Origin of the sequence: Bradyrhizobium sp. UNPF46 (genome assembly GCF_006658625.1) — a bacterium.
Lineage (GTDB): Bacteria > Pseudomonadota > Alphaproteobacteria > Rhizobiales > Xanthobacteraceae > Bradyrhizobium > Bradyrhizobium nitroreducens.
Window position 1 is genome coordinate 1 of sequence record NZ_LFJB01000031.1, and the last position, 22254, is coordinate 22254.

19 protein-coding genes are annotated in these 22254 nt (G+C 64.5%); 14 read left to right on the plus strand and 5 right to left on the minus strand.

Features of this window, described 5'->3' with window-relative positions:
- Positions 1–881 (minus strand): IPT/TIG domain-containing protein (locus UNPF46_RS13660; RefSeq protein ID WP_181769916.1); only part of this gene is annotated, 881 nt, incomplete at its 3' end.
- Between the two features lie 519 nt (positions 882–1400).
- Between UNPF46_RS13660 and UNPF46_RS13665 the strand changes: the two genes are divergently transcribed.
- From UNPF46_RS13665 to UNPF46_RS13680, 4 genes are all read left to right on the plus strand, one after another.
- Positions 1401–1937: a phage tail protein gene (locus UNPF46_RS13665; protein WP_100177410.1), complete on the plus strand. Its 537-nt coding sequence runs from the start codon at positions 1401–1403 to the stop codon at positions 1935–1937.
- Between the two features lie 119 nt (positions 1938–2056).
- A complete protein-coding gene (locus UNPF46_RS13670) occupies positions 2057–2584 on the plus strand; it encodes a phage tail protein (RefSeq protein ID WP_100177411.1) in 528 nt (175 codons plus the stop codon).
- 37 nt (positions 2585–2621) lie between these two features.
- Positions 2622–3164, plus strand: a complete 543-nt coding sequence (locus UNPF46_RS13675; RefSeq protein WP_100177412.1) for a phage tail protein — start codon at positions 2622–2624, stop codon at positions 3162–3164.
- Positions 3165–3173: 9 nt separating this feature from the next.
- Complete coding sequence (locus tag UNPF46_RS13680; RefSeq protein WP_181769917.1) at positions 3174–3692, plus strand: GNAT family N-acetyltransferase; 519 nt, start codon at positions 3174–3176, stop codon at positions 3690–3692.
- On the opposite strand, the gene UNPF46_RS13685 is transcribed toward UNPF46_RS13680, so the two are convergent.
- Positions 3689–4645, minus strand: coding sequence for an alpha/beta fold hydrolase (locus tag UNPF46_RS13685; protein ID WP_142250354.1), 957 nt, complete (start codon positions 4643–4645; stop codon positions 3689–3691). The genes UNPF46_RS13680 and UNPF46_RS13685 overlap by 4 nt on opposite strands.
- Before the next feature lie 153 nt (positions 4646–4798).
- Between UNPF46_RS13685 and UNPF46_RS13690 the strand changes: the two genes are divergently transcribed.
- From UNPF46_RS13690 to UNPF46_RS13735, 10 genes are all read left to right on the plus strand, one after another.
- Positions 4799–6061 (plus strand): D-alanyl-D-alanine carboxypeptidase family protein, encoded by a 1263-nt coding sequence (locus UNPF46_RS13690; RefSeq protein ID WP_142250355.1) that lies wholly within the window; start codon positions 4799–4801, stop codon positions 6059–6061.
- A gap of 2 nt (positions 6062–6063) precedes the next feature.
- The gene (tmk, locus tag UNPF46_RS13695; RefSeq protein ID WP_142250356.1) at positions 6064–6750 is read left to right on the plus strand and encodes a dTMP kinase; all 687 of its coding nucleotides are present in this window, start codon (positions 6064–6066) and stop codon (positions 6748–6750) included.
- Positions 6747–7793, plus strand: coding sequence for a DNA polymerase III subunit delta' (locus UNPF46_RS13700; protein ID WP_142250357.1), 1047 nt, complete (start codon positions 6747–6749; stop codon positions 7791–7793). Before tmk ends, UNPF46_RS13700 begins: the two co-directional genes overlap by 4 nt.
- Positions 7794–7903: 110 nt before the next feature.
- Positions 7904–9904 (plus strand): methionine--tRNA ligase, encoded by a 2001-nt coding sequence (gene metG, locus UNPF46_RS13705; RefSeq protein ID WP_142250358.1) that lies wholly within the window; start codon positions 7904–7906, stop codon positions 9902–9904.
- Positions 9905–10265: 361 nt separating this feature from the next.
- Positions 10266–12182 carry a hybrid sensor histidine kinase/response regulator gene (locus UNPF46_RS13710; RefSeq protein ID WP_283811665.1) on the plus strand — a complete coding sequence of 639 codons (1917 nt, stop codon included), beginning with the start codon at positions 10266–10268 and terminating at the stop codon, positions 12180–12182.
- A gap of 185 nt (positions 12183–12367) precedes the next feature.
- Positions 12368–13144: a TatD family hydrolase gene (locus tag UNPF46_RS13715; RefSeq protein WP_100177419.1), complete on the plus strand. Its 777-nt coding sequence runs from the start codon at positions 12368–12370 to the stop codon at positions 13142–13144.
- A gap of 13 nt (positions 13145–13157) precedes the next feature.
- Positions 13158–13955 (plus strand): MBL fold metallo-hydrolase, encoded by a 798-nt coding sequence (locus tag UNPF46_RS13720; protein ID WP_100177420.1) that lies wholly within the window; start codon positions 13158–13160, stop codon positions 13953–13955.
- Between the two features lie 128 nt (positions 13956–14083).
- The gene (locus UNPF46_RS13725; RefSeq protein ID WP_100177421.1) at positions 14084–14716 is read left to right on the plus strand and encodes a TRAP transporter small permease; all 633 of its coding nucleotides are present in this window, start codon (positions 14084–14086) and stop codon (positions 14714–14716) included.
- A gap of 2 nt (positions 14717–14718) precedes the next feature.
- The gene (locus UNPF46_RS13730) at positions 14719–16032 is read left to right on the plus strand and encodes a TRAP transporter large permease (RefSeq protein ID WP_142250360.1); all 1314 of its coding nucleotides are present in this window, start codon (positions 14719–14721) and stop codon (positions 16030–16032) included.
- Positions 16033–16064: 32 nt separating this feature from the next.
- Complete coding sequence (locus tag UNPF46_RS13735; protein WP_142250361.1) at positions 16065–17042, plus strand: TRAP transporter substrate-binding protein; 978 nt, start codon at positions 16065–16067, stop codon at positions 17040–17042.
- Positions 17043–17082: 40 nt separating this feature from the next.
- On the opposite strand, the gene UNPF46_RS13740 is transcribed toward UNPF46_RS13735, so the two are convergent.
- The 3 genes from UNPF46_RS13740 to UNPF46_RS13750 all read right to left on the minus strand — a co-directional run bounded on the left by UNPF46_RS13740 (position 17083) and on the right by UNPF46_RS13750 (position 22244).
- Complete coding sequence (locus tag UNPF46_RS13740) at positions 17083–18432, minus strand: autotransporter outer membrane beta-barrel domain-containing protein (protein WP_142250362.1); 1350 nt, start codon at positions 18430–18432, stop codon at positions 17083–17085.
- A 250-nt stretch (positions 18433–18682) separates the two neighbouring features.
- Entirely contained in the window at positions 18683–20332 is a 1650-nt protein-coding gene (locus UNPF46_RS13745; protein WP_181769918.1) for an acyl-CoA synthetase, read from the minus strand.
- Positions 20333–20354: 22 nt separating this feature from the next.
- Positions 20355–22244, minus strand: a complete 1890-nt coding sequence (locus tag UNPF46_RS13750; protein ID WP_142250364.1) for a TRAP transporter large permease — start codon at positions 22242–22244, stop codon at positions 20355–20357.
- Positions 22245–22254 lie beyond the last annotated feature (10 nt).

A 22254-nucleotide genomic window follows, 5' to 3' on the forward strand; every position in this document is an offset into this window, starting at 1 on the left:
GGTGACGTCGCCGTGATCTGGGTCGCCGAATTGACCGTGAAGCCTGTTGCGGCCGTTGCTCCGAATGTGACCGCGCTCGCGCCGGAAAGGTTCGTGCCGGTGATGACCACGGTCGTGCCGCCGGTCTGCGGGCCCTGGGTCGGAGAAACCGAGGTCACCGTCGGCGGGCTGACATAAGTGTACTGGTCAGCGGCCGATGTCGCAGACGTCACGCCATTGTTGGTGACGGTGACGTCGACGGTACCGGCGGCCCCAGCCGGCGCGACTGCCGTGATCTGCGTCGCGGAGTTGACGGTGTAGCTGGTGGCATTGGTGGCGCCGAACTTGACGCCGCCGGCCCCGGTTGTGCCGGTCAAATTCGCGCCGGTGATGACGACGCTGTTGCCGCCCGCGGTCGGTCCCGCGGTCGGAGAGACAGCCGTTACCGTTGGCGTTGGAAGGTTGACGGTGATCGTAAAGGACGTGTCAGTCAGCTCGGGATTGAAATTGCACTGGTTGGCCACCGTGCAGGCGCTTGCGTACCAGATCACAATCGTGTCGGTTCCCCCGCCCGATTGCGAGTTGAGCGTGATGTCGTACTCGGGAAACGACGTAAAACCGCCATCCGGCACGGGAACGAGTGTGTAGGTTCCCTTGCTCGTCGTGTAACTCAGATTGGTAGGGGTGAGGCCTCCCGCCGTCATCGGATAGTTGTTGAAGGCATCAACGTTGGGATTGCTGCCGTTCGATGAGCCGTAAAGACCCCACGCCACGGAATTGTTGGTGACACAAAGACCGACGGTGTTGCCGCCGCCGGTGCCGTTGATCGTGATCGTTGCAGCGTTTGTCGAGCCGGTCGTGACAGTGCACGCCGCATTCGCTGCCGCGATGGTACCAATCATCAAGACGGCCGCGAGGCCGATGCTTTGAACCGCGCGCCAAAGGGTCCGCGATATGCGCCGATGCCCGGTCCGGCTGTTGTACGCCAAGCCCGCCCATTCCCGGGCTATTACTGGCACGGCCACAGCAAAAGCGTGACTCACCGGCCCCCCTTGCGGCAGCTCCCGACATAAGAGCTTCCGCGCTGAAATCCCTGATTGTGCAATTGATCGCGTAAATTCTTGCGTGCATTTAGGGTCTGATGCCGGAAACAATGCAAGCGCATGCAGGCCTAAACGCCCCGAAACGTCATCCAGGAGGACTACTTTCCGGCGAACCGTGGCATTGCGGCAACAAATGCGTGCTTCGGCAATGATCGCCGAGGATGTCGATTTATGGTTGTGCGCCTGCTTGACTGTCAACGCAGCCTGGTTAACAATCTAAGCGAGTGCGGTTCTATAATTTCATTCTTTAATTTAGGTATTGCCGTCGTCGTTCGCATGGTCACGCGACAGATCACTTGATTTTTTGGGGGAGGGGTTATGCCGTACGAGCCTGTTCTGGGGCAGATCATGCCTTTCGCCGGCGCAACGATCCCGAGGAATTGGGCGCTCTGCAACGGAGCGCTGCTCGCGATCCAGCCCAATCAGGCCTTGTTCTCTTTGCTCGGTACCTATTATGGCGGCAACGGCGTGACGACGTTTGCGCTTCCCGATCTGCGCGGCCGCGCCATTCTTGGTTCGAGCGGCAGCTCCGGAGCCTATCCGGCCGGCGCGCTCGGCGGATCGGTGTCGGTCAACATGACCGCGCTCCAGCTGCCGCAGCACAATCACCTCATCCAGGCGACGGCTGCGAACGGCCAGGGACGCGGTGCACCGCCCGACAACAACATTTTTGCGACGAGCACAGCGCCGGCCGGGAAGAATATCTTCCTGACCGCAGGCAGTGCCGAGACCCCGCTCGCGACCGGCACGAATTTGGTGAACGAGGGCAGCGGCCAACCGCACAACAACATGCAGCCCTATCTCGTCATCAACTATTTGATCGCGATGCAGGGCACCTACCCCTCGCGAAACTAGCAACTCCCCGGATCGGGTCTCCACCGACCAGATCAAATTTCAACGCTTCGAACCTATCGCGCGTCTTGTCCATCGGCACAATCAGGCTGGCGTGCACAGAGAGAGAGGGGAGTTTTGCGATGGCAGATCCGTTTATCGGCGAGATACGTCTGTTCGGCTTTCCGCGAGTCCCGGATGGCTGGCTGGCCTGCAGCGGACAGTCGCTGGCGATCTCACAATACGACGTCCTTTATGCGGTCATCGGCACGACCTATGGCGGCGACGGAGTGCAGACCTTCAATCTCCCCGATCTGCGCGGTCGCGTTCCGATCGGCCAGGGCACCGGACAGGGCCTCCCTACCTATGCGCTTGGCCAAATGGCGGGAGAGGAAGATCATACGCTGATCGAAGCGGAAATGCCGGTGCACAGCCATTCGCTGATGTCGTCCACGGCCACCGCCGACACGGCAACACCGGGACCGACCGTGCACCTGGCAACGGCTTCAACCGGCAATCTTTACGCGCCGGTCATGAATGCCGCGCCCTACGCGACGATGGCTCCTTGCGTCACCACGGCAGGCAAGAACATCGGACACAACAACATGATGCCGACCGTCGTCGCCAACTACTGCATCTGCTTCAACGGCATTTTTCCGTCACCGGGCTAGGCCGCCCGGGTACTGGGCTCGTCTCAAGGAAAGCAACATGTCAACTCCCTACGTCGGCGAAATTCAGGCGTTCCCGTTTGCCTTCGCGGTTGGCGGCTTCAACAATGCCTGGCTGCCGTGCTTCGGACAGCTTGTCGCCGTTCAAGCCTTCACGCCGTTGTTTGCGCTGATCGGCACCAATTACGGTGGCAACGGCACGACCAACTTCGCTTTGCCCAATCTCAACGGCGCGGTGACGATCAGTCAGGGTACCGGGCCGGGATTGCAGCCGCGCGTCGTCGGCGAGTCCATCGGCAGCTCCCAGGTCAGCCTGATCGGCGACAACATGGCGATGCACACGCACGCGCTGCAACTGGGCAGCAACACTGCGCAAAATGCCGCGCCCGGTCCCGGGACGGGAATGAACATGGTCGCGCTCAATCCGGTGTTCAACGGCTTCGTGGATCCGCCCGGCAATCTCACTTTTTCGCCGAACGCGGTCACGTTCACCGGGCAGAGCCTGCCTCACGACAACATGCAGCCGACCCAGGCCCTGATCATGTGCATTGCCTATGCGGGTATCTTTCCGAGCTTTCCATAGCGCCCACGCATGATCGACGGCGGCGCGCGGCTCGACATTGTCCCTGGCGATCCGGATTTGCGCCTGCGGTCAGCCGATCCCGGTGATGAGCCGTTCACGCGGCAGCTGTTCCGCGAGGCCAGGAGCAGGCAATTCATAGCCGCAGGACTGTCCGGGCCGATCCTCGAGCAGGTTCTCGAACAACAATTCCGCGGCCAGACGAACGGCTATGCCGTGCAGTTTCCGAACGCGATCTCGTTGATCGTCACACGAGACGGGGGCGCGATCGGTCGTCTGCTGCTTCATTGCGCAAGCGGGCACTGGCACATCATCGACATCGCGCTGCTGCCGGCCGCTTGCGGTCGCGGCGCCGGCGCGAAGATCCTCGACGCTCTCGAAGCGAGCGCTCGGCAGCAGAGTGTCGGTGCGCTGACGCTCACGGTGCTCGCGAGCAATGTGAGGGCGCGCCGGTTTTACCTGCGGCACGGATTTGTCGAGCGGGAGGCTGCGGGCGCCGCGTACATTGCGATGAGAAAGGATATCGGCTAGCGCGCCGACGCTTGGCGCAGGAACTCCACAAGCGCAGCGTTGACCTCGTCGGGCCGTTCCTGCTGCACCCAGTGGCCGGCGCCCTCGATGATCAGCTTTCGCTTCAGATTGGGCAGCACACGCTCGAGCTCGTTGACGCGCTTTGCGCCGATCAGGCCGGTGATGACGGCGTCCCGGGAGCCGGCGATGAACAGCGAGGGCTGACGGATCTGTGCGTCCTGCCAAGGCGCCGTCAGCTCCCAATTGCGGTCGATGTTGCGGTACCAGTTCAGCCCGCCGCGAAAGCCGGACTTGCGGAAGCTCTCGGTGAAATAGGCGAGATCTTCCTCGCTGAGCCATGCGGGCAGGGGCTCCTCGGCGGTCGCGTGGCTGAGAAAGCCCTGGCCCTCCTGCACGAACATGGCGGCAGTGGGATCGGCGAGCCCGCGTCCCCCGAGCACGATGCGCATGGTGCGGGCGGCATCGCGCTCGAGCTCGGCCTCGGCGACCCCGGGGGCCTGGAAATACTGCCAGTAGAAGTTGGTGACGCCGCCCTGGCGCAACAGGTCGAGCGGCCTACCGCGCCCGCGGAACGGCGGCGGCACGCTCAGCCCCGCGACCGCCGCGAAGATGTCCGGCCGGAACAGCGCCGCGTGCCAGGCGACCGGCGCGCCCCAATCGTGCCCGACCACCATCGCCCTGGTCTCGCCGAGCGCCTGCACCAGGCCAACCACGTCGCCGACCGTGTCGAAGATCGAATAGGCATTCACGTCGGGCGGCGCCGAGCTCTGACCATAGCCACGCATGTCGGGGGCGACGACGTGAAATCCGGCCCCGGCGAGGGCGGGAATCTGGTGGCGCCAGGAATAGGACAGCTCCGGCCAGCCATGGCAAAGCACCACCAGGGGCCCCTGGCCGGCTTCGCGGATGAAGAGATCGATGCCGTTGGCCTTGATCACGCGGGTGGAGGACATCGCTTTTCCGCCTTGTTTCAGGGGTTTGGTCGGGAAACATAAGGTGCCACGATAGGGGCGCGGCGAGAATCGTGCAATCTTCGGGCAGGTGTCCAACCCCCGCGTTGTTCGCACCGATTCCAGCTGTTAGAACGCTGCTCTCAGGGCTTGGCCATGGTATGTCGTCTTCCTTCGCACCGTCGCACCCGGTTCACCGCCGGAGCGCTGGCGCGCGGCCTGATCGCGACGGTCCTGGCGGCAAGCATCGGCTGGAGCGGGGCGCTTTGGGCCGCGAACCAGAGCGTCCAGGGCGCGAAGAAAACCGAGGATGCCGGCTTCGACGGCGATGCCCCAACCGCGATCCTGATCGAGGCCACGAGCGGCAGCGTGCTGTTCGAGAAGAATGCCGACGAGCTGCGCGCGCCCTCCAGCATGATGAAGCTGATGACGGCGGAGGTCGTCTTCAATGCGATCAAGAAGGGCGACATCAAGCTGACCGACGAGTACCGGATCAGTGAGAACGCCTGGCGCCGGGGCGGCGCGCCCTCGGGCGGCTCGACCATGTTCGCCGCCATCAACAGCAAGGTCTCGGTCGACGATCTCCTGCACGGCGCGATCATCCAGAGCGGCAACGACGCCTGCATCGCGCTCGCCGAAGCCATGGCGGGCAACGAGAAGATCTTTGCGGCCGACTTCATGACCAAGCGCGCCCGCGAGCTCGGCATGACCAGATCGACCTTCGGCAACTCCAACGGGTTGCCCGACCCCGCCAACAAAATGACCGTGCGCGAACTCGGAATCCTCGCCCGGCACATCATCCTGGACTTCCCCGAATTCTACAAACTGTTCGGCGAGAAGGAGTACACCTGGAACAAGATCCGCCAACCCAACCGCAATCCGCTGCTCAATTCGATGGAAGGCGCCGACGGCCTCAAGACCGGCTACACCAAGGAAGGCGGCTACGGCATGGTCGGTTCGGCGGTACAGAACGGGACGAGGCTGATCGTCGTCGTCAACGGGCTGGAAGATCCCGAGGATCGTGCCACGGAAGCCAAGAAAATGCTGGAATGGGGGTTCCGCAATTTCGAGACCCGCACGCTGATCGCGGCCGACCAGCCCGTCGGCTATGCCAAGGTGTTCGGCGGCGAGAGTCGCTCGGTGAAGCTCGTCGCCAAGACTCCGGTGAAGGTGATGGTGCACAAGAACGGCAGTGACAAGCTGATCGCGCGCGTCGTTTATAGCGGCCCGGTTCGGGCGCCGGTCGAGGCCGGCCAGCGGGTCGGTGTGGTCAGGGTCTGGCGCAGCGGCAACATCGCGGTGGAGACGCCGGTCTATGCCGCCGAAGCGATCGGCACCGGCTCGACCGTGCGCCGGGCGATCGACGGCGCCAGCGAGCTCGTGATCGGCATGTTCCGCGCAGGCGCCGAGAAGCTCTGATCATGAGTGAGAGCGCGGGACAGCGGCCGTCCGGACGCGGACGCTTCATCACCTTTGAAGGCGGTGAGGGCACCGGCAAATCGACCCAGATCAAGAAGCTCGCCGACCGCCTCAAGGCGGCAAAGCTGCGCATCCGAGTCACCCGTGAGCCGGGCGGCTCGCCGGGCGCCGAGATCATGCGTCATCTGGTGCTGTCGGGCATGGGCAGGCTGCTCGGCCCCGAGGCAGAGACGCTGCTGTTCGCCGCCGCGCGCGATGACCATGTCCGCACCGTGATCCTCCCGGCGCTCAACCAGGGCACATGGGTGCTGTGCGACCGCTTCGCCGACTCGACGCGGGCCTATCAGGGCAGCCTCGGCCGCGTGCCGGCCGGGCTGATCAACGCGATGCAGCGGGTCACGATCGGCGATCTCAAGCCGGATCTCACCATCATCCTCGATTTGCCGGTCGAGATCGGCCTGCAACGCGCCGCCGCGCGCCGCGGCAGCGGCACGCCCGACCGGTTCGAGAGCGAGCAGCTCAGTTTCCATCAGGGCCTGCGCGAGGCCTATCGCAAGATCGCAGCCGACGATCCCGCGCGCTGCGTGCTGATCGACGCCAATTCCGATCCTGACACGGTCGCAGGCCGCGTCTGGACTGCTCTGCGCGATCGCCTGCTTCCGACGCCGGCTTCGGTGGTGTCGGCATGAGCCCGCGTCAGACCGAGCGCGAAAGCGCCATTCCGCATCCGCGCGAGACGAGCCGTCTGTTCGGCCATCGCGAGGCCGAGGCGGCGCTGTTGGCGGCCTATCGCAGCGGCCGGATTCCGCATGCCTGGCTGATCGGCGGGGCCCAGGGGATCGGCAAGGCGACGCTGGCCTATCGCATGGCGCGCTTCGTGCTCGCTCATGGCCAGCCGCTCGCGGAAGCCGTGCAGCGCGCCGAGGACCTCGCGATCGATCCCGACGACCCCGTGGCGCGGCAGGTCGCGGCGAGTTCGCATGGCGGCCTGCTGACGCTGGAGCGTACCGCCAACGATCGCGGCGTGATGCGCACCGTGATCACCGTGGACGAGACGCGCGAGACGATCGGCTTCTTCGGCTCGACCGCGGCGGCAGAAGGCTGGCGCGTCTGCATCGTCGACACCGTGGACGAGCTCAACCCGAATGCGGCCAACGCGCTCCTGAAGATTTTGGAGGAGCCGCCCCAGCAATCGTTGTTCCTGCTGGTGAGCCACGCGCCCGCGCGCGTGCTTGCCACGATCCAGTCGCGTTGCCGCAAGCTCCGCCTGCGGCCGCTCGCAACGGACGATGTGATCGGGGCTGCGGCTGCAGCGGCCGAGCTCGATCCGAACGATCCCGCGCTGCGCGAGGCGGCGGAGGCCTCGGAGGGGAGCGTTGCACGAGCCCTGACGCTGCTCGGCGGCGACGCGCTGAAGCTCCAGCAACGCACGGCGGCGCTGCTTGCGCGCCTGCCGCAGGTCGATCCGCGCGAGTTGCACACGCTCGGCGATTCGCTTCCCACCAGCGACCGCGTCGCGCTCGCCGCCTTCATCGACGGCATCGATCGCTGGATTGCGGAACGGCTGCATGCGGACGAGGCCAATGCCAACCAGAACCTGCCGCGCCTTGCGCGCTTAAGCGAGGTATGGGAAAAGATCGTCCGCGCCGCGCGCGACACCGAAACCTACAATCTGGAGCGCAAGCCCTTGGTTTTCTCGGTGTTCGGCTGGCTGGCGGACGCAACGCGCTAAAGCATGATCCGGAACAGTGCGCAGCGGTTTTCCGAAAAGGATCATGCGCAAATCAATAGTCGAACTCAGGTTCGTTTCCAGATTTCGAGAAGCCGGTAAAGGAATTCGTCGTGGCAACGCGAGCTAAGAAAACCGCCAAGGGCAAGAAGGCTACGAAGAAGGCCGCCGAGAAAACCGCCAAGAAGGCCGTGAAAGCGCTTGCGCGCAAAGCCGCCAAGAAGGTCAAGAAGGCCAAGAAAGCTACCGGCAAGAAGGGCGTGAAGAAGAGCGTCGCGAAGTCGGCAAAGGGAGCCGGCAAGAAGGCTGCAAAGAAGCAGGTCGTCGCCAAGAAGGCAGTGAAGAAAGCGGCCAAGAAGCCAGCCGAGAAACCGGCCAAGAAAGCAGCGAAGGCTCCGGCGGAGACAGTAGCCAAGACGGCAAAGGCCACTGCACCTGCTGCGATCGCGGCGCCGGCTGCCGTCGTCGTGCCGCCGAAGGCTGCCAAGCCCAAAGTGTCGAAGCCCGAGGTGCAGCCTGCGCCGAAGCCCGTCGCAGCTCCGCAAGCCGCCGCGCCCATTGCCGCCCCGGCGCGCGACAACGTCTTCTACATCACGACCGCAATCGCTTACCCCAACGGCAGCCCGCATATCGGCCATGCCTATGAGGCGATCGCGACAGACGTGCTGGCGCGTTTTGCCCGGCTCGACGGCAAGGACGTGTTCTTCCTGACCGGCACCGACGAGCACGGACAGAAGATGGTGCAGACGGCGGCCGGCGAGGGCATGTCCGCCGCAGCCCTCGCGACCCGCAATGCCGGCCGCTTCAAGGAGATGGACCAGCGCCTGAACGTGTCGTTCGATCGCTTCATCCGCACCACCGAGGAGCAGCATCATCGCTCCAGCCAGGAGATCTGGCGGCGTATGGAAGCGAACGGGGACATCTACGCCGACACCTATGCGGGCTGGTACTCGGTCCGTGACGAAGCCTATTACGCCGAGGACGAGACACGCGTGAACGACGACGGCGTCAGGCTCGGCCCGCAGGGAACGCCGGTCGAATGGGTCGAGGAGAAGAGCTATTTCTTCCGCCTCTCGGCGTATCAGGACAAGCTGCTCAAGCTCTATGCGGATCATCCTGATTTCATCGGCCCGGACTCCCGCAAGAATGAGGTGGTGAGCTTCGTCAGAGGCGGCCTGCGCGATCTCTCGATCTCGCGCACCACGTTCGACTGGGGCGTCAAGGTGCCCGGCGACGAGGATCACGTGATGTATGTCTGGGTCGACGCGCTGACCAACTACATCACCGGCGTCGGCTTCCCCGACGAGAGCGACAAGAACTGGCGCTATTGGCCGGCCGATGTGCACATCATCGGCAAGGACATCATCCGTTTCCACGCGGTGTATTGGCCGGCGTTCCTGCTGTCGGCCGGCATCCCGCTGCCGAAGCGGGTCTATGCCCACGGCTTCCTGTTCAGCAGAGGTGAGAAGATGTCGAAGTCGGTCGGCAACGTCGTCGACCCCTTCAACCTCGCCGACCAGTACGGCGTCGATCAGGTGCGCTATTTCTTCCTGCGCGAGGTGCCGTTCGGCCAGGACGGCAACTACAACCACGAGGCCATCGTGGCACGCATCAACGCCGACCTCGCCAACGATCTCGGCAATCTGGCGCAGCGTTCACTGTCGATGATCGCCAAGCAACTTGGCGGCGTGCTGCCCGAGCCCGGCGAATTCAGCGACAACGACAAGGCGATCCTGGCGATGGCCGACGGCATGGTGGTCGCATCGCGCGAGGCCATGGCAACGCAGCAGATCCATCACTGGCTCAACGCCGTGTGGGCCGTGGTCGCGGAGGCCAACCGCTATTTCGCGGGCGAGGCCCCGTGGGCGCTCGCCAAGACCGATCCCATCAGGCAGAAAACGGTGCTCTATGTCACCGCCGAAGTCGTGCGCCAGATCGCGATCCTGGCCCAGCCGGCGATGCCGGCCGCTTCGGGCAAGCTGCTCGACAGCCTTGGTGTCCCCGAAGCCGAGCGCACCTTCGCCATGCTCGGCGGGGCCAAGCGGATCGCGCCGGGCTCGACGCTGCCTGCGCCGACGCCGGCATTCCCGCGCTATATCGAGCCCACGGCTTAAACACTGCTCAGCGACTCGGCGCCGGGCGCCCGGCCTTACGCTTGCCTGGGAGGGCTTGCGCGGGATGCCGGAACCTCTGCAGCCCCTTGCTGACAGGTATTTAGATGGGCGGCTAGCCGCGCGACCGACGCCGCGCACGCGATTCGATTCGTGTCATTGATCCAGATCAATGCAACTTCAGCGCCGGACTCTGCTTTTCGCACCTGGGCAAGATAGGTGAGAATTGGGTCCACCGGATATCAAGGACGACGGCAAGTCGCCAAAAAAGCTTGGGAGGTCGCGCAGACCCGGATTTTGGCAGCGGCTGCGTAACCTGAGTTGGGGGCAGGGACCGGCTCATCGAGACCGCATAGCGGCCGATTTGCGCGAAAGCGAAGCGAGGTTCAGAGGGGTCCTGGCGGCCAGTCCGGACGCCGTTATCATGATCAGCGCCGCTGGCGTGATCGAATTCGCCAGCGACCGCGTCACCGACATTTTCGGATACGCGCCCGACGAGCTTGTCGGCAGCTCGATCGAGGTGCTGATCCCAGAACGATTTCGCGGCGAACACTCCTATCAGCTCAAGGCTTATTTCCGGAAGCCGACCTCCCGAATGATGGGTGGTGGATTGCTGCTGTATGGGCGTCGTAAAAACACGACGGAATTCCCGGCCGAGATCAGCATCAGTCCGATCATTTTGGCCGACCGGTATGCCGCGATCGCTGCAGTGAGGGACGTTTCCAGCCGCAGAACTCTCGAAGCGCTCCAGCAAGGAGCAGCGGAAGCCTTGCGCGAGAGCGAGGAGCGCCTAAGATATTTCATCAAATACTCACCCGCCGCGATCGCGATGCTCGATAATGAGCTGCGTTACATCGTCTACAGCGACCGCTGGCTGGTCGACTACGGTCTCCTTGGGCGCGATCTGCGCGGGCTGTCACATTATGAAGTCTTTCCCGAAATTCCGGAGCGCTGGCGCGCGATTCACCGCCGCGCCCTTGCGGGCGAGACGCTTCATGCCGACGAGGATTCGTTCACGAGATCCGACGGACGGCTGCAATGGCTGCGCTGGGAGGTGCGCCCCTGGTTCGATGCGCTCGGCAACATCGGCGGCGTCGCCTTCCTGACGGAGGACATCACGGACCGCAAGCGAATCGAAGCGCAACTCGCACAGGCGCAGAAGATGGAAGCTATCGGCCAGTTGACTGGCGGCATCGCCCATGACTTCAACAATCTGCTGACTGTCGTCCTCGGCAACGCAGAGGTCCTCAAGCAGGAGATCAATAGCGACGAACTTCGCAAGCTGGTCGAGCCGATCATCGCCGCCGCCGAGCGCGGCGCGAGCCTGACGCAACTGATGCTCGCCTACGCGCGCCGCCAGGCGCTCGAGCCCAGCACGTTCGATCTGAATGAGGTCGTGACGCACATGAACGCGCTGCTGCGGCGTACCATCGGCGAGAATGTCGAAGTCGAACTTCGACTTGCGAAGTCGTTGTGGAGCGTGACCGCCGATATCCGTCAAACCGAGACTGCCATTCTCAATATCGTCCTCAATGCGCGCGATGCGATGCCGCAGGGTGGCAAGCTGACGATCGAGACGGCCAATGTCGATCTCTCGGACGATTATGCCGCGCACAACTTGGAGGTCAATCCAGGCCAGTACGTCATGGTGGCCTTGTCCGACACGGGCAGCGGCATCGCCCCGGAGATGCGTAACCGCATTTTCGAGCCGTTCTTTACGACCAAGCCGGTCGGCAAGGGGACGGGACTCGGACTCAGCATGGTGTATGGCTTCGTCAAACAGACGGGCGGACACATCCAGGTCTACAGCGAAGTCGGCCACGGCACGTGCATCAAGATCTATTTGCCGCGCGCCGAAGCCGGCGCGACGACCGGTGTCCCGTCTTCCCAAGCTCCGGAACCAGTCGCGAACGGCTCTGAATCCATCCTCGTCGTCGAGGACGATCCTCACGTGCGGATGTTTGCCGTCCAGCAATTGCGTCGCCTGGGCTATCGGGTGACGGAGGCCGCCGACGGACCGTCCGCGCTCCTTGAGGTTTCGCGTTCCGGAGCGCCCGATCTGTTGTTCACGGACGTCGTGATGCCTGGCGGCATGACAGGACGTGAACTCGCGGAACGGATCGGACAGAGCTTCCCAGGCATTCGGGTTCTGTTCACCTCGGGCTATACCGAGAACTCGATCGTCCATCATGGTCGGCTCGATGCCGGGGTGCATCTGCTGCAAAAACCCTACAGGAGCGACAGGCTGGCGCAGAAGGTGCGCGAGGCACTGGACCTCTGATCCTGATTGCCCACGGCGCTTGGCCGCGCAGGAACCGGCCGGAGCGCGAGATCGGCGGTCCGGTTGACGTCTCCTCGCACTAGCCCTACCTGTGAGTTGAGGCCCCCGTCGACAGCCATCCAGCACCGTCGAAGGTCGGGACCGCGGACGGCCGACCTCTGGGTTCTGGAAAGCGACGCTCGATAATGCTTGTCGACAGCCACTGCCATCTGGATTTCCCCGATTTTGCGGAGGATCTCGACGGGATCGTGTCGCGAGCGCGCGCGGCCGGCATCGGTCGCATGGTCACGATCTCGACTCGGGTGCGAAAGCTCGATCAGCTCCTAGCCATCTCTGAGCGCTACGACGACGTCTACTGCTCGGTCGGCACTCATCCGCACCACGCGGATGAGGAGGACGGCATTTCGCCGGACGAGCTGATCTCGCTCTCGCGGCATCCCAAGGTCGTCGCGCTCGGCGAGGCCGGGCTCGACTATTTCTACGACAACGGCTCGCCGGAAGCGCAGGCGAGGGGCTTTCGCGCCCACATCGCCGCCGCCCGCGCCACCGGCCTGCCGCTGGTGATCCACACCCGCGAAGCTGACGAGGACTGCGCCCGCATCCTGGAAGACGAGGCGGCAAAGGGTTCGTTTCGCGCCGTGCTGCATTGTTACACGGGCGGGCGTGAGCTGGCGCTGAAGGCGGTGTCGCTCGGGCTCTATGTCGGATTCACGGGAATCCTGACCTTCAAGAAGTCGGAAGCCTTGCGCGCGCTTGCTGCCGAATTGCCATCCGATCGCATCCTGGTCGAAACGGACTCGCCCTATCTTGCGCCGGGCAAGTTCCGCGGCAAACGCAACGAGCCGGCCTATGTGATCGAGGTCGCAAAGGTGCTGGCCGAGACACGCAGCGTGTCGCTCGATGAAATCTCGCGTCAGACCACCGAGAATTTCTTCCGCCTGTTCTCGAAGGTGAAAGCTTGAAATTGGGAGCCGCATGGCGCTGACGCTGACGATCCTGGGCTGCGGCTCCTCCGCCGGCGTACCGCGCCCGGCGCTCGGTTGGGGCGCCTGCGATCCCAACAATCCCAAGAACCGCCGTCGCCGCTGCTCGCTGCTGGTGGAGCGGACCTCCGAGCACGGCACCACACGCATCGTGATCGACACCTCGCCGGATCTGCGCGAGCAATTGCTTTCGACCAATGTCGACCACATCGACGCGGTTTTCTTGACGCACGAGCACGCCGACCAGACCCACGGCATGGACGATCTGCGTTCGGTCGTGATGCATATGCGCCGCCGCATCCCGACCTACTTCAACCAGTCGACCGCCAAGGACATCATGGCGCGGTTTTCCTATTGCTTCATCTCGCCGGAGGGCAGCGACTACCCGCCGATCCTGACGCGGCATTCGATCGAGGCGGGCGAGAGCCAGATCATCCTGGGGAAGGGCGGCGCGGTGACGATGACGGCGTTCCTGGTTCAGCACGGCGCCATTCCCGCGCTCGGCTATCGTATCGGAGACGCCGCCTACACGCCCGACCTCAATGACATCCCGCGCGAGAGCTGGGGTGCACTGGAGAATCTCGACCTCTGGATCGTCGACGGGCTGCGCTACACCAACCATGTCAGCCATTTCAGCATCAACGACGCGCTGTCCTGGATCGAGCGGTTCAAGCCGAAGCGCGCCGTCATCACCAACATGACCGCCGACGTCGACTACGAGGTCATCAGGCAATCGCTGCCCGCCGGCGTGGTGCCGGCCTATGACGGGCTGCGGCTGGAGACGCGCTGAACCTGCGGTAGAAATTCCGCCGCACCGCAGGCATAGTCCTTGCTTGCATCGGCCCCATCATGTTGATCTAACGTCTGAAAGACAGGCGTTGGCCAAGGGCGATATTGAGGCTGGATCGGCGGCGAGCGATGCGTGATCGCCGGGTCGACCGAAACGCCTCGTATGAAGATGGGGATTGCGTGGCAGGGGATGACCTAACGGCTGGGGGACCGGTGCGCCGTGCGCTGGATCTCCTTTATCTCGGAGCAGGCTACGCCGCCGGCGTCTTCCTGGTTGCGATCTTTGCGATCATGATGACCATGTCGGTCGGCCGCCAATTTGCGATCAACATTCCCGCCGGTGACGATTTTGCGTCCTGGTGCATGGCCGCGATGGCCTTTCTCGGCCTGGCGCATACCTTCAAGCGGGGAGAGATGATCCGCGTCGGCTTGCTGCTGGAACGGCTGCACGGGCGGACCAAGTGGATCGCGGAGATCGTGGCGCTCGGTATCGCCACCGCCTTCATTCTCTATTTCACCCGCTATGCCGTGCAGATGACCTACGATTCCTGGCGCTTCAACGATGTGGCGCAGGGTGTGGTCGCGCTTCCGCTCTGGATTCCGCAACTCGGTTTCGCCGGCGGTCTCGCGATCCTGTCGATCGCGCTGATCGATGAGATGATCAGCGTCGTCAGTGGCAACCGGCCGAGCTACGAGCTGGGCTCGCCCGACGAGACGCCGGAAGAATTCGTCGAACGCATCTCGCAGGGCGGCGGAGGTTGACCATGGCCAATCTCGGCATGATCGAGCTGTCGTTCGTCCTGCTCGGCGTCATGATCCTGCTGCTGGGAAGCGGCGTCTGGATCGCGGTCTCGCTCGGGCTCGTCGGCTTCGTGGCGATGGCGCTGACGACCAGCTTGCCACTCGGCGCCGTGCTTGCCACCACCACCTGGAGCGCCAGCTCGTCGTGGACGCTGGCCGCGCTGCCGCTGTTCATCTGGATGGGGGAGATCCTCTTCCGCACCAAATTGTCGGAAGAAATGTTCCGGGGACTGTCGCCCTGGGTCCAGTGGCTCCCCGGGCGCCTGACGCATGTCAACGTGATCGGCTGCGGCATCTTCGCCGCCGTCTCGGGATCGTCGGCCGCGACCTGCGCGACGATCGGCAAGATCGCGCTGCCCGAACTCGACAAGCGTGGCTACGACAAGGGCTTGAGCCTCGGCTCACTCGCAGGCTCGGGGACCCTCGGTCTCCTGATCCCGCCCTCGATCCCCATGGTGGTCTACGCGGTCACGGCGAATGTCTCCGTGCTTCAGGTGTTCCTCGGCGGCTTCCTGCCGGGCGTGCTCGTGATGGTGCTCTATTCGGGCTACATCATCATCTGGTCGCTGCTGAATCCCAACAAGGTTCCGCCGCGCGATCCGCCGATGCCGTTCCGACAGAAGCTGCAGGAGTCGGCGCGGCTTGCGCCCTGCCTGCTGCTGATCATGGCAGTCTTTTTATCGCTGGTGCTGGGCTTCGCGACCGCCACGGAATGCGCTGCGTGGGGTGTGACGGGCGCGCTGCTGCTGGCGTGGTGGAGCGGCACGCTCACGCGCAAGAACTTCCTCGAGAGCATCATGAGCGCGACGCGCCTGACCTGCATGATCATGCTGATCCTGGCGGGCGCGGCGTACACCACGGCGGCGATGGCCTATACCGGCATTCCGGCCGCACTCGCCACCTGGGTGCAGGGGCAGCAGCTCACGCCGGGCATGCTCGCGCTGTATCTGAGCATCATGTACATCATCCTCGGCTGCCTGATCGACGGCATCTCGATGATCGTGCTGACCGCCGTCATCGTGCTGCCGATGGTCAAGCAGGCCGGTCTCGACCTGGTCTGGTTCGGCGTCTACCTCATCATCCACGTCGAGATGGCGCAGATCACGCCGCCGGTCGGCTTCAATCTGTTCGTGCTGCAGAACATGAGTGGACGCGACACGTTCACGGTTGCGCGCGCGGCGTTTCCGTTCTTCGTCCTGCTGCTCGCCGCGGTGTTCATCATCACGGAGTATCCGCAAATCGTGATGTTCCTGCCCAAGCTCGCTTTCCCAGACTGAGCGTAATCAAATCGAATGTGAGGAGAAGTCCGATGATGTCTCGTTTATTGCGCGCGTCCTTGATCGCGGGCGTTATGGCGATTGCGACCCCCGCCTTGGCCCAAACCAAATGGAATCTGCCGGCGGCATATCCGGCGGACAATCCGCACTCCGAAAATCTCGTCGCCTTCGCCAAGGATGTCGATGCCGCCACGTCCGGCAAGCTCCAGATCACGGTTCATCCCGGTGCTTCGCTGTTCAAGGCGCCAGATATCAAGCGCGCGGTGATGACCGGGCAGGCGCAGATGGGCGAGGTGCTGCTCTCGATCCACGAGAACGAGGATCCGCTGTTCGGCATCGACGTCGTCCCGTTCCTGGCAACCAGCTTCCCGGACGCGATGAAGCTGTATCAGGCCTCCAAGCCTGCGATCGCCAAGAAGCTCGACGCGCAGGGGCTCAAGCTGCTGTTCGTCGTGCCCTGGGCGCCGCAGGGGGTCTACGTCAACAAGCCGCTCGCCACGGTCGAGGACATGAAGGGCCTGAAATGGCGGGCCTACAATGTCGGTACCGCGCGTATCGGCGAGCTGGTCGGCGCGCAGTCTGTCACGATCCAGGCGGCGGAATTGCCGCAGGCGCTCGCGACCGGTGTGGTGAATTCGTTCATGTCGTCGGGCGGCACGGGCTACGACGCGAAGGCGTGGGAGTCGCTAAAGTATTTCTATGACGTGCAGGCCTGGATCCCCAAGGACTACACGTTCGTCAACAAGGCAGCGTTCGAGGCGCTCGACAAGCCGACCCAGGAGGCGATCCTCAAGGCCGCTGCGACGGCGGAGACCCGCGGCTGGAAGGCCTGGCAGGACAAGAGCACCTGGTACCTCGATCAGCTCAAGGCGAAAGGCATGAACGTCGAGCCGCCAAGCCCGGCGCTCAAGGCCGGCTTCCAGAAGATCGGCGAACAGCTCACGGCCGACTGGCTCAAGAAGGCCGGGGCGGACGGCCAGGCGATCGTCGACGCCTACAAGAAGATGTAAGGACGGGCGGCCTTTCGCCCGGCTCGATTTCGAGGCGGGGTCACCATGCGTAACGCAGCGTGGCCCTGCCGGTGTAGGAGCGTAGCAAGTCCGACACCTCGCTGTCGAAATTGGCCGTGGCGGACCAGCCGTTCAGGTCGCGCAGCTCGATCGCAACGCCTGCCAGCGCTGCATTTGGCGCCAATGCGGCGTTGCCCGCGACCAGTCCCTGACCCGGCAAGGCCTGGAACGCCGCCGGAATCGACTGTCCCGCGCTGAAATCATGCGCCCAGGCGAGCCGCCCGCGCAGGCCCATCATGCCGCCGAACAGCGCTACGGACGTGCTCATGCGCAAACCGAGCTCGGTGCGGCTGTCGGTGAAGCTGGTGCTGGCGGGCGCCGTCGCGGACCTGTCGGCCATCGGAGCCGGCTGCGCGGCATTTGAGGGCAGGTGGAAGCTGGTGATCTGCGCGGCCGCATAGGGCGTGATGCCGAGCCAGCGCGTGGCCACGCGATAACCGCCCTCGAGGCGGCCGGAATAGGCGTTGGCGTTGACCACTGCGTTGAGCGGGTCCGTGCCCGCCGGCGTGACCTGATAGTCGCCGGTGATGGCCTGCCAGCCATAGGCGAGCCCAGTCGTGACATAGGCCGACCCGACCGCGTGCCTGACGAAGCCGCCGGCCTGGAAGAGGTCGGAGCGGCCGCTCGAGAAATTGCTGGCAAAGCCGGTGTTGCCGCCGGCGAGAGCAAAGCCCATGCGTGTCTGCGGCGAGAGAGAATAATCGGCCCCGGCCACGGTGCCGAAACTCCGGCTGGCCGACCCGTTGCCGCCGCTCGACACCTGCGAACCGCCAAAGCCGGCCGCCCAGACGCTCCAATGTGGTGCCGCCGGCGAGGGCTTGCCGTAGATCGCACCATAGGCCTCGCGTCCGATGCCGCCATGCGTCTGCTCGTTGCCGATATCGGCGTAGGCCGTGAGTTCTGCGTCGATCCCGGCGGGCCCAACGCCGCGCCCGTCAATGGCGGGGTCGAGCAGGGTCTGCGCGAACTGCCTCATCGCAAGAAACGTCGCCTGGGCCGTCTCGGCCTGCGGGATGCGATCGCCGCCGCCGAAGGCTTGCTGCATACCGAAGCGGGCCGCGCCGGCAAAGCCGGGCGGCTCGCCATTCCAGCCATAGGCCGCCTGCATGCCGCCGCCGCCATTGCCGAACGATGCGCCTGGGAATGCTGCCGGCGGCGGGCCGCCAAACGCCGTGCCTGAGAAATTGTTGTAGCCCGGCGCATTCGAATTGCCGGGCCCCAACCCTGGCGCACCCGCAAACGCGCCGAACTCGCGCATGGTTTGCGCTACGGCCGGCTTCGGCAGCAGCAGGCCAGCTGCCAACAGCAGCAGCGCCAGACGGACACGCACGTCCGTGCTCACGACACCAACCGCATGAAGCGCCCCAACCGCGCCGGTCGCCAGCCGCGCAGCCCGCGCGGCGAATCTTCTGGAATCAGCGAATCCGGTGAGGTGGAATCGTAAATGCGTCTCTAACGTTTTCCAATCTTTTCCTGACGTGTCGCGATGTCGTCGAAGGCGCGCAAACGATGTCCGGCGATGCGACGCATGTCGCGAATACGCAGTCTATGTTTCCAAATGTGTCTGCAGCCCGGCAGGCTCAGGCCGTGATCGCCTTCGCCGATCCGACCTCGCTGCGCAGCAGGAACTTCTGGATCTTGCCGGTCGAGGTCTTCGGGATCGGTCCGAACACGACGGCCTTCGGCGTCTTGAAGCCCGACATGTGGCTGCGGCAGAAGGCGATGATGTCGGCTTCGCTGGCGCTGGCGCCGTCCTTCAGCTCGACGAAGGCGCAAGGCACTTCACCCCATTTCGGATCGGGTTTTGCGACCACTGCGGCGAACAGCACGGCGGGGTGCTTGTAGAGAATGTCCTCGACCTCGACGGAGGAGATGTTCTCGCCGCCGGAGATGATGATGTCCTTGGAGCGGTCCTTGATGATGACGTAGCCGTGCTCGTCGAGCACGCCGAGATCGCCGGTGTGAAACCAGCCGCCTTCGAACGCTTCCGTGGTCGCCTTCTCGTTCTTGAGATAGCCTTTCATCACGATGTTGCCGCGGAACATGACCTCGCCGATGGTCTCGCCATCGCGCGGCACCTCCTGCATGGTCTGCGGATCGATGACGGTAACGCGTTCCTGGAGCGGGTAGGGCACGCCCTGCCGGCGTTTCATGCGCGCGCGCTCCGCAGGCGGAAGCTCGTCCCAGCCCGGCTGTTCGGCGCAGACGGAGGCGGGGCCGTAGACCTCGGTCAGGCCGTAGACATGAGTCAGCTTGATGCCGATGCTTTCGGCGCCTTCCAGCACGGCGACCGGCGGCGCGGCACCGGCGATCAGGCCGACGACGCGGCGCGCGGCTTTGCCTTTGGGCGCATCGGGGGCGTTGATCAGCACGTTATACACGATCGGCGCGCCGCACATGTGGGTGACACCGTGTTGCTTGATCAGGTCGAAGATCTTCGTCGGCTCGACCTTGCGCAGGCAGACATTGATGCCGGCCGATGCCGCGATGGTCCACGGAAAGCACCAGCCGTTGCAGTGGAACATCGGCAGCGTCCAGAGATAGACCGGATGCTGGCCGAGATTGCCGGCGAGGATGTTGCTGACGGCGTTGAGGTACGCGCCGCGATGATGGGTGACGACGCCCTTGGGATTTCCCGTCGTGCCCGAGGTGTAGCTCAGCGCGATCGCATCCCATTCGTCCTTCGGCGGGATCGCCGCGAAGGATGGGTCGCCTTGCGCGACGGCCGCTTCATATTCGATCTCGCCGATCCGGCTGCCGCCCTTGAACGATGCGTCGTCGACGTCGACCACGAACGGCCTCGGGCCCTTCATCTGTGCCAGCGCGTCTGCGATGACACCCGAAAACTCGGGATCGACCAGGATGATTTTCGCGCCGCCGTGGTCGAGCTGGAACGCGATCGAGGGCGCATCGAGGCGGATGTTCAGCGCGTTGAGCACGGCGCCGGTCATCGGCACGGCGAAGTGCGCCTCGTTCATCGCGGGAATGTTCGGCAGCATCGCCGCGACCGTGTCGCCGACGCCGATGCCCTTGCCGGCGAGCCAGGACGCAAAACGCCTGCAGCGCTCATGGGTCTGCGCCCAGGTGAAGCTGCGGCCCTCATAGACCGTGCTGACGTGATCGGGATAAACGGCCGCGCTGCGCGCGAGAAAGCTCAGCGGGCTCAGCGGCACGTAATTGGCGGGCGTCTTGTCGAGACCGATATCGTACTGGTTCTGCCGCTCACTCATCGACACCCTCCGTCAAAACGCCTCAAAGGAATCCAATCGAGATCCAGGGGAAGATCGCGACGACGATCAATCCCACCAGCAGCGCCAGCAGATAGCCCCAGATCGGCTTGATGCCTTCTGCCGGATCGACGCGTCCGATGGCGCAGGCGGCATAATAGCCGACGCCGAAGGGCGGGGCGAATAGTCCGATGCCCATGGCGAGGATGATCACCATCGCATAGTGCACCTCGTGCACGCCGACGGCCCGGGCGATCGGAAACAGCAGCGGTCCGAACAGCACGATTGCCGGAATGCCCTCCAGCACGCTGCCGAGAATGGTGAAGGCCAGGATCGAGACGGCGATGAAGGTCGCAGCTCCCCCGGGCAGTCCGGTCATGGCCGCCGCAAGCGAGCGCGAGAAGCCGGATTGGGTCAGGCCCCAGGCCATGCCGGTCGCGGTGCCGATGATCAGCAGGATGGCTCCGGACAGCGCCGCAGTCTCGACCAGCATCGGAAACAGCCGCCGCCAGTCGAAGCGGCGGTAGACGAGCAGGCCGACCAGGGCGCCATAGACGATGCCGATGGTGGACACTTCGGTGGCGGTGGCGACGCCTTCGACGACGGCGTAGCGGATCACGAAAGGCAGTGCGAGCGCGGGCAGGGCGACGATGAAGGTCTTGCCGATCTCACCACCCGGGGCGCGGCGGACGTGGCTCATGTCCTCGTGGCGGTAGCGCCACCACACCAGCATGCAGAGCGTGATTGCGAGCACGACGCCGGGTAGCAAGCCGCCGGTAAAGAGGGCGGCGATCGACACGCCGGTGACCGAGCCGATCGTGATCAGCACGAGGCTCGGCGGAATGGTCTCGGTCTGGGCGCCGGTGGCCGCCAGAAGCGCGACGAGATCGCCGGGCTTGGCGCCGCGCTGCTTCATCTCCGGAAACAGCACCGGCGCGACGGCCGCCATGTCGGCGGCCTTGGCGCCTGATATGCCCGAGACCAGGTACATGGCGCCGACCAGCACGTAGTGCAGGCCGCCGCGGACATGGCCGAGCAGGCTCGCCAGGAACGCCACCATGGCCCGCGCCATGCCGGTCATCTCGATCAGCAGGCCCAGGAATACGAACAGCGGCACCGAAAGCAGGATGAGGTGGCTCATGCCCTCGTCCATCCGCCCGACCAGCACCATCACGGGCGTCCGCGTGGTCAATGCGAGATAGCCGAAGATCGCAAGGCCAAAGCCGAACGCAATGGGAACGCCGGCAAACACACAGAACCCTGCGACGCCGACGAAGAAGATGACGAGGTTGAGATTGCCGAGCGGCCGCAGCGACGGCTCCGCCAGCCAGAACAGGCCGATGATGACGGCAACGCTGACGATAGCGGCCGCGACCATCCGCCAATCGGCCGCGCGCAGCAGCCGGAGCAAGGCGAAGGCCGCCATCAGGCCGATGCCGGCCGGCAGCGCGGCGGCGCGCCACATGTTGGAAATCTGGAGCGCCGGGGTCGTGATGTAGCTTTCCTCGTAGGCGTAGTCGCAGGCCGGCCAGACGATCAGGATCAGAAACGCCAGGGCCGCGGAGGTCGCGACCAGATCGAGATAGGCCCGCATGGCCGGCCGCGCGCTGGCGACGACCGCGGTCATGCGCATGTGCTCGGAGCGGCGGAACGCGACCGCCGCGCCCAGCATGGCAAGCCACAGGAACAGGATCGAGGCGAGCTCGTCCGACCAGATCAGCGGCCGGTGCAGGCCGTAGCGTGCGACCACGCCGGCAAACAGGATCACGATCTCGGCGACGACCAGGATTGCCGCCGGGATTTCGACGGCAAGACCGAGCATGCGCTCGAGCGAAGCCAGCAGCGAAGGTCGGCGAGGGGACTGAAACGCCACCTCGCCCACCACTGCGGTCACCTCGACCTCGACATGAGCCATCCTGATACGA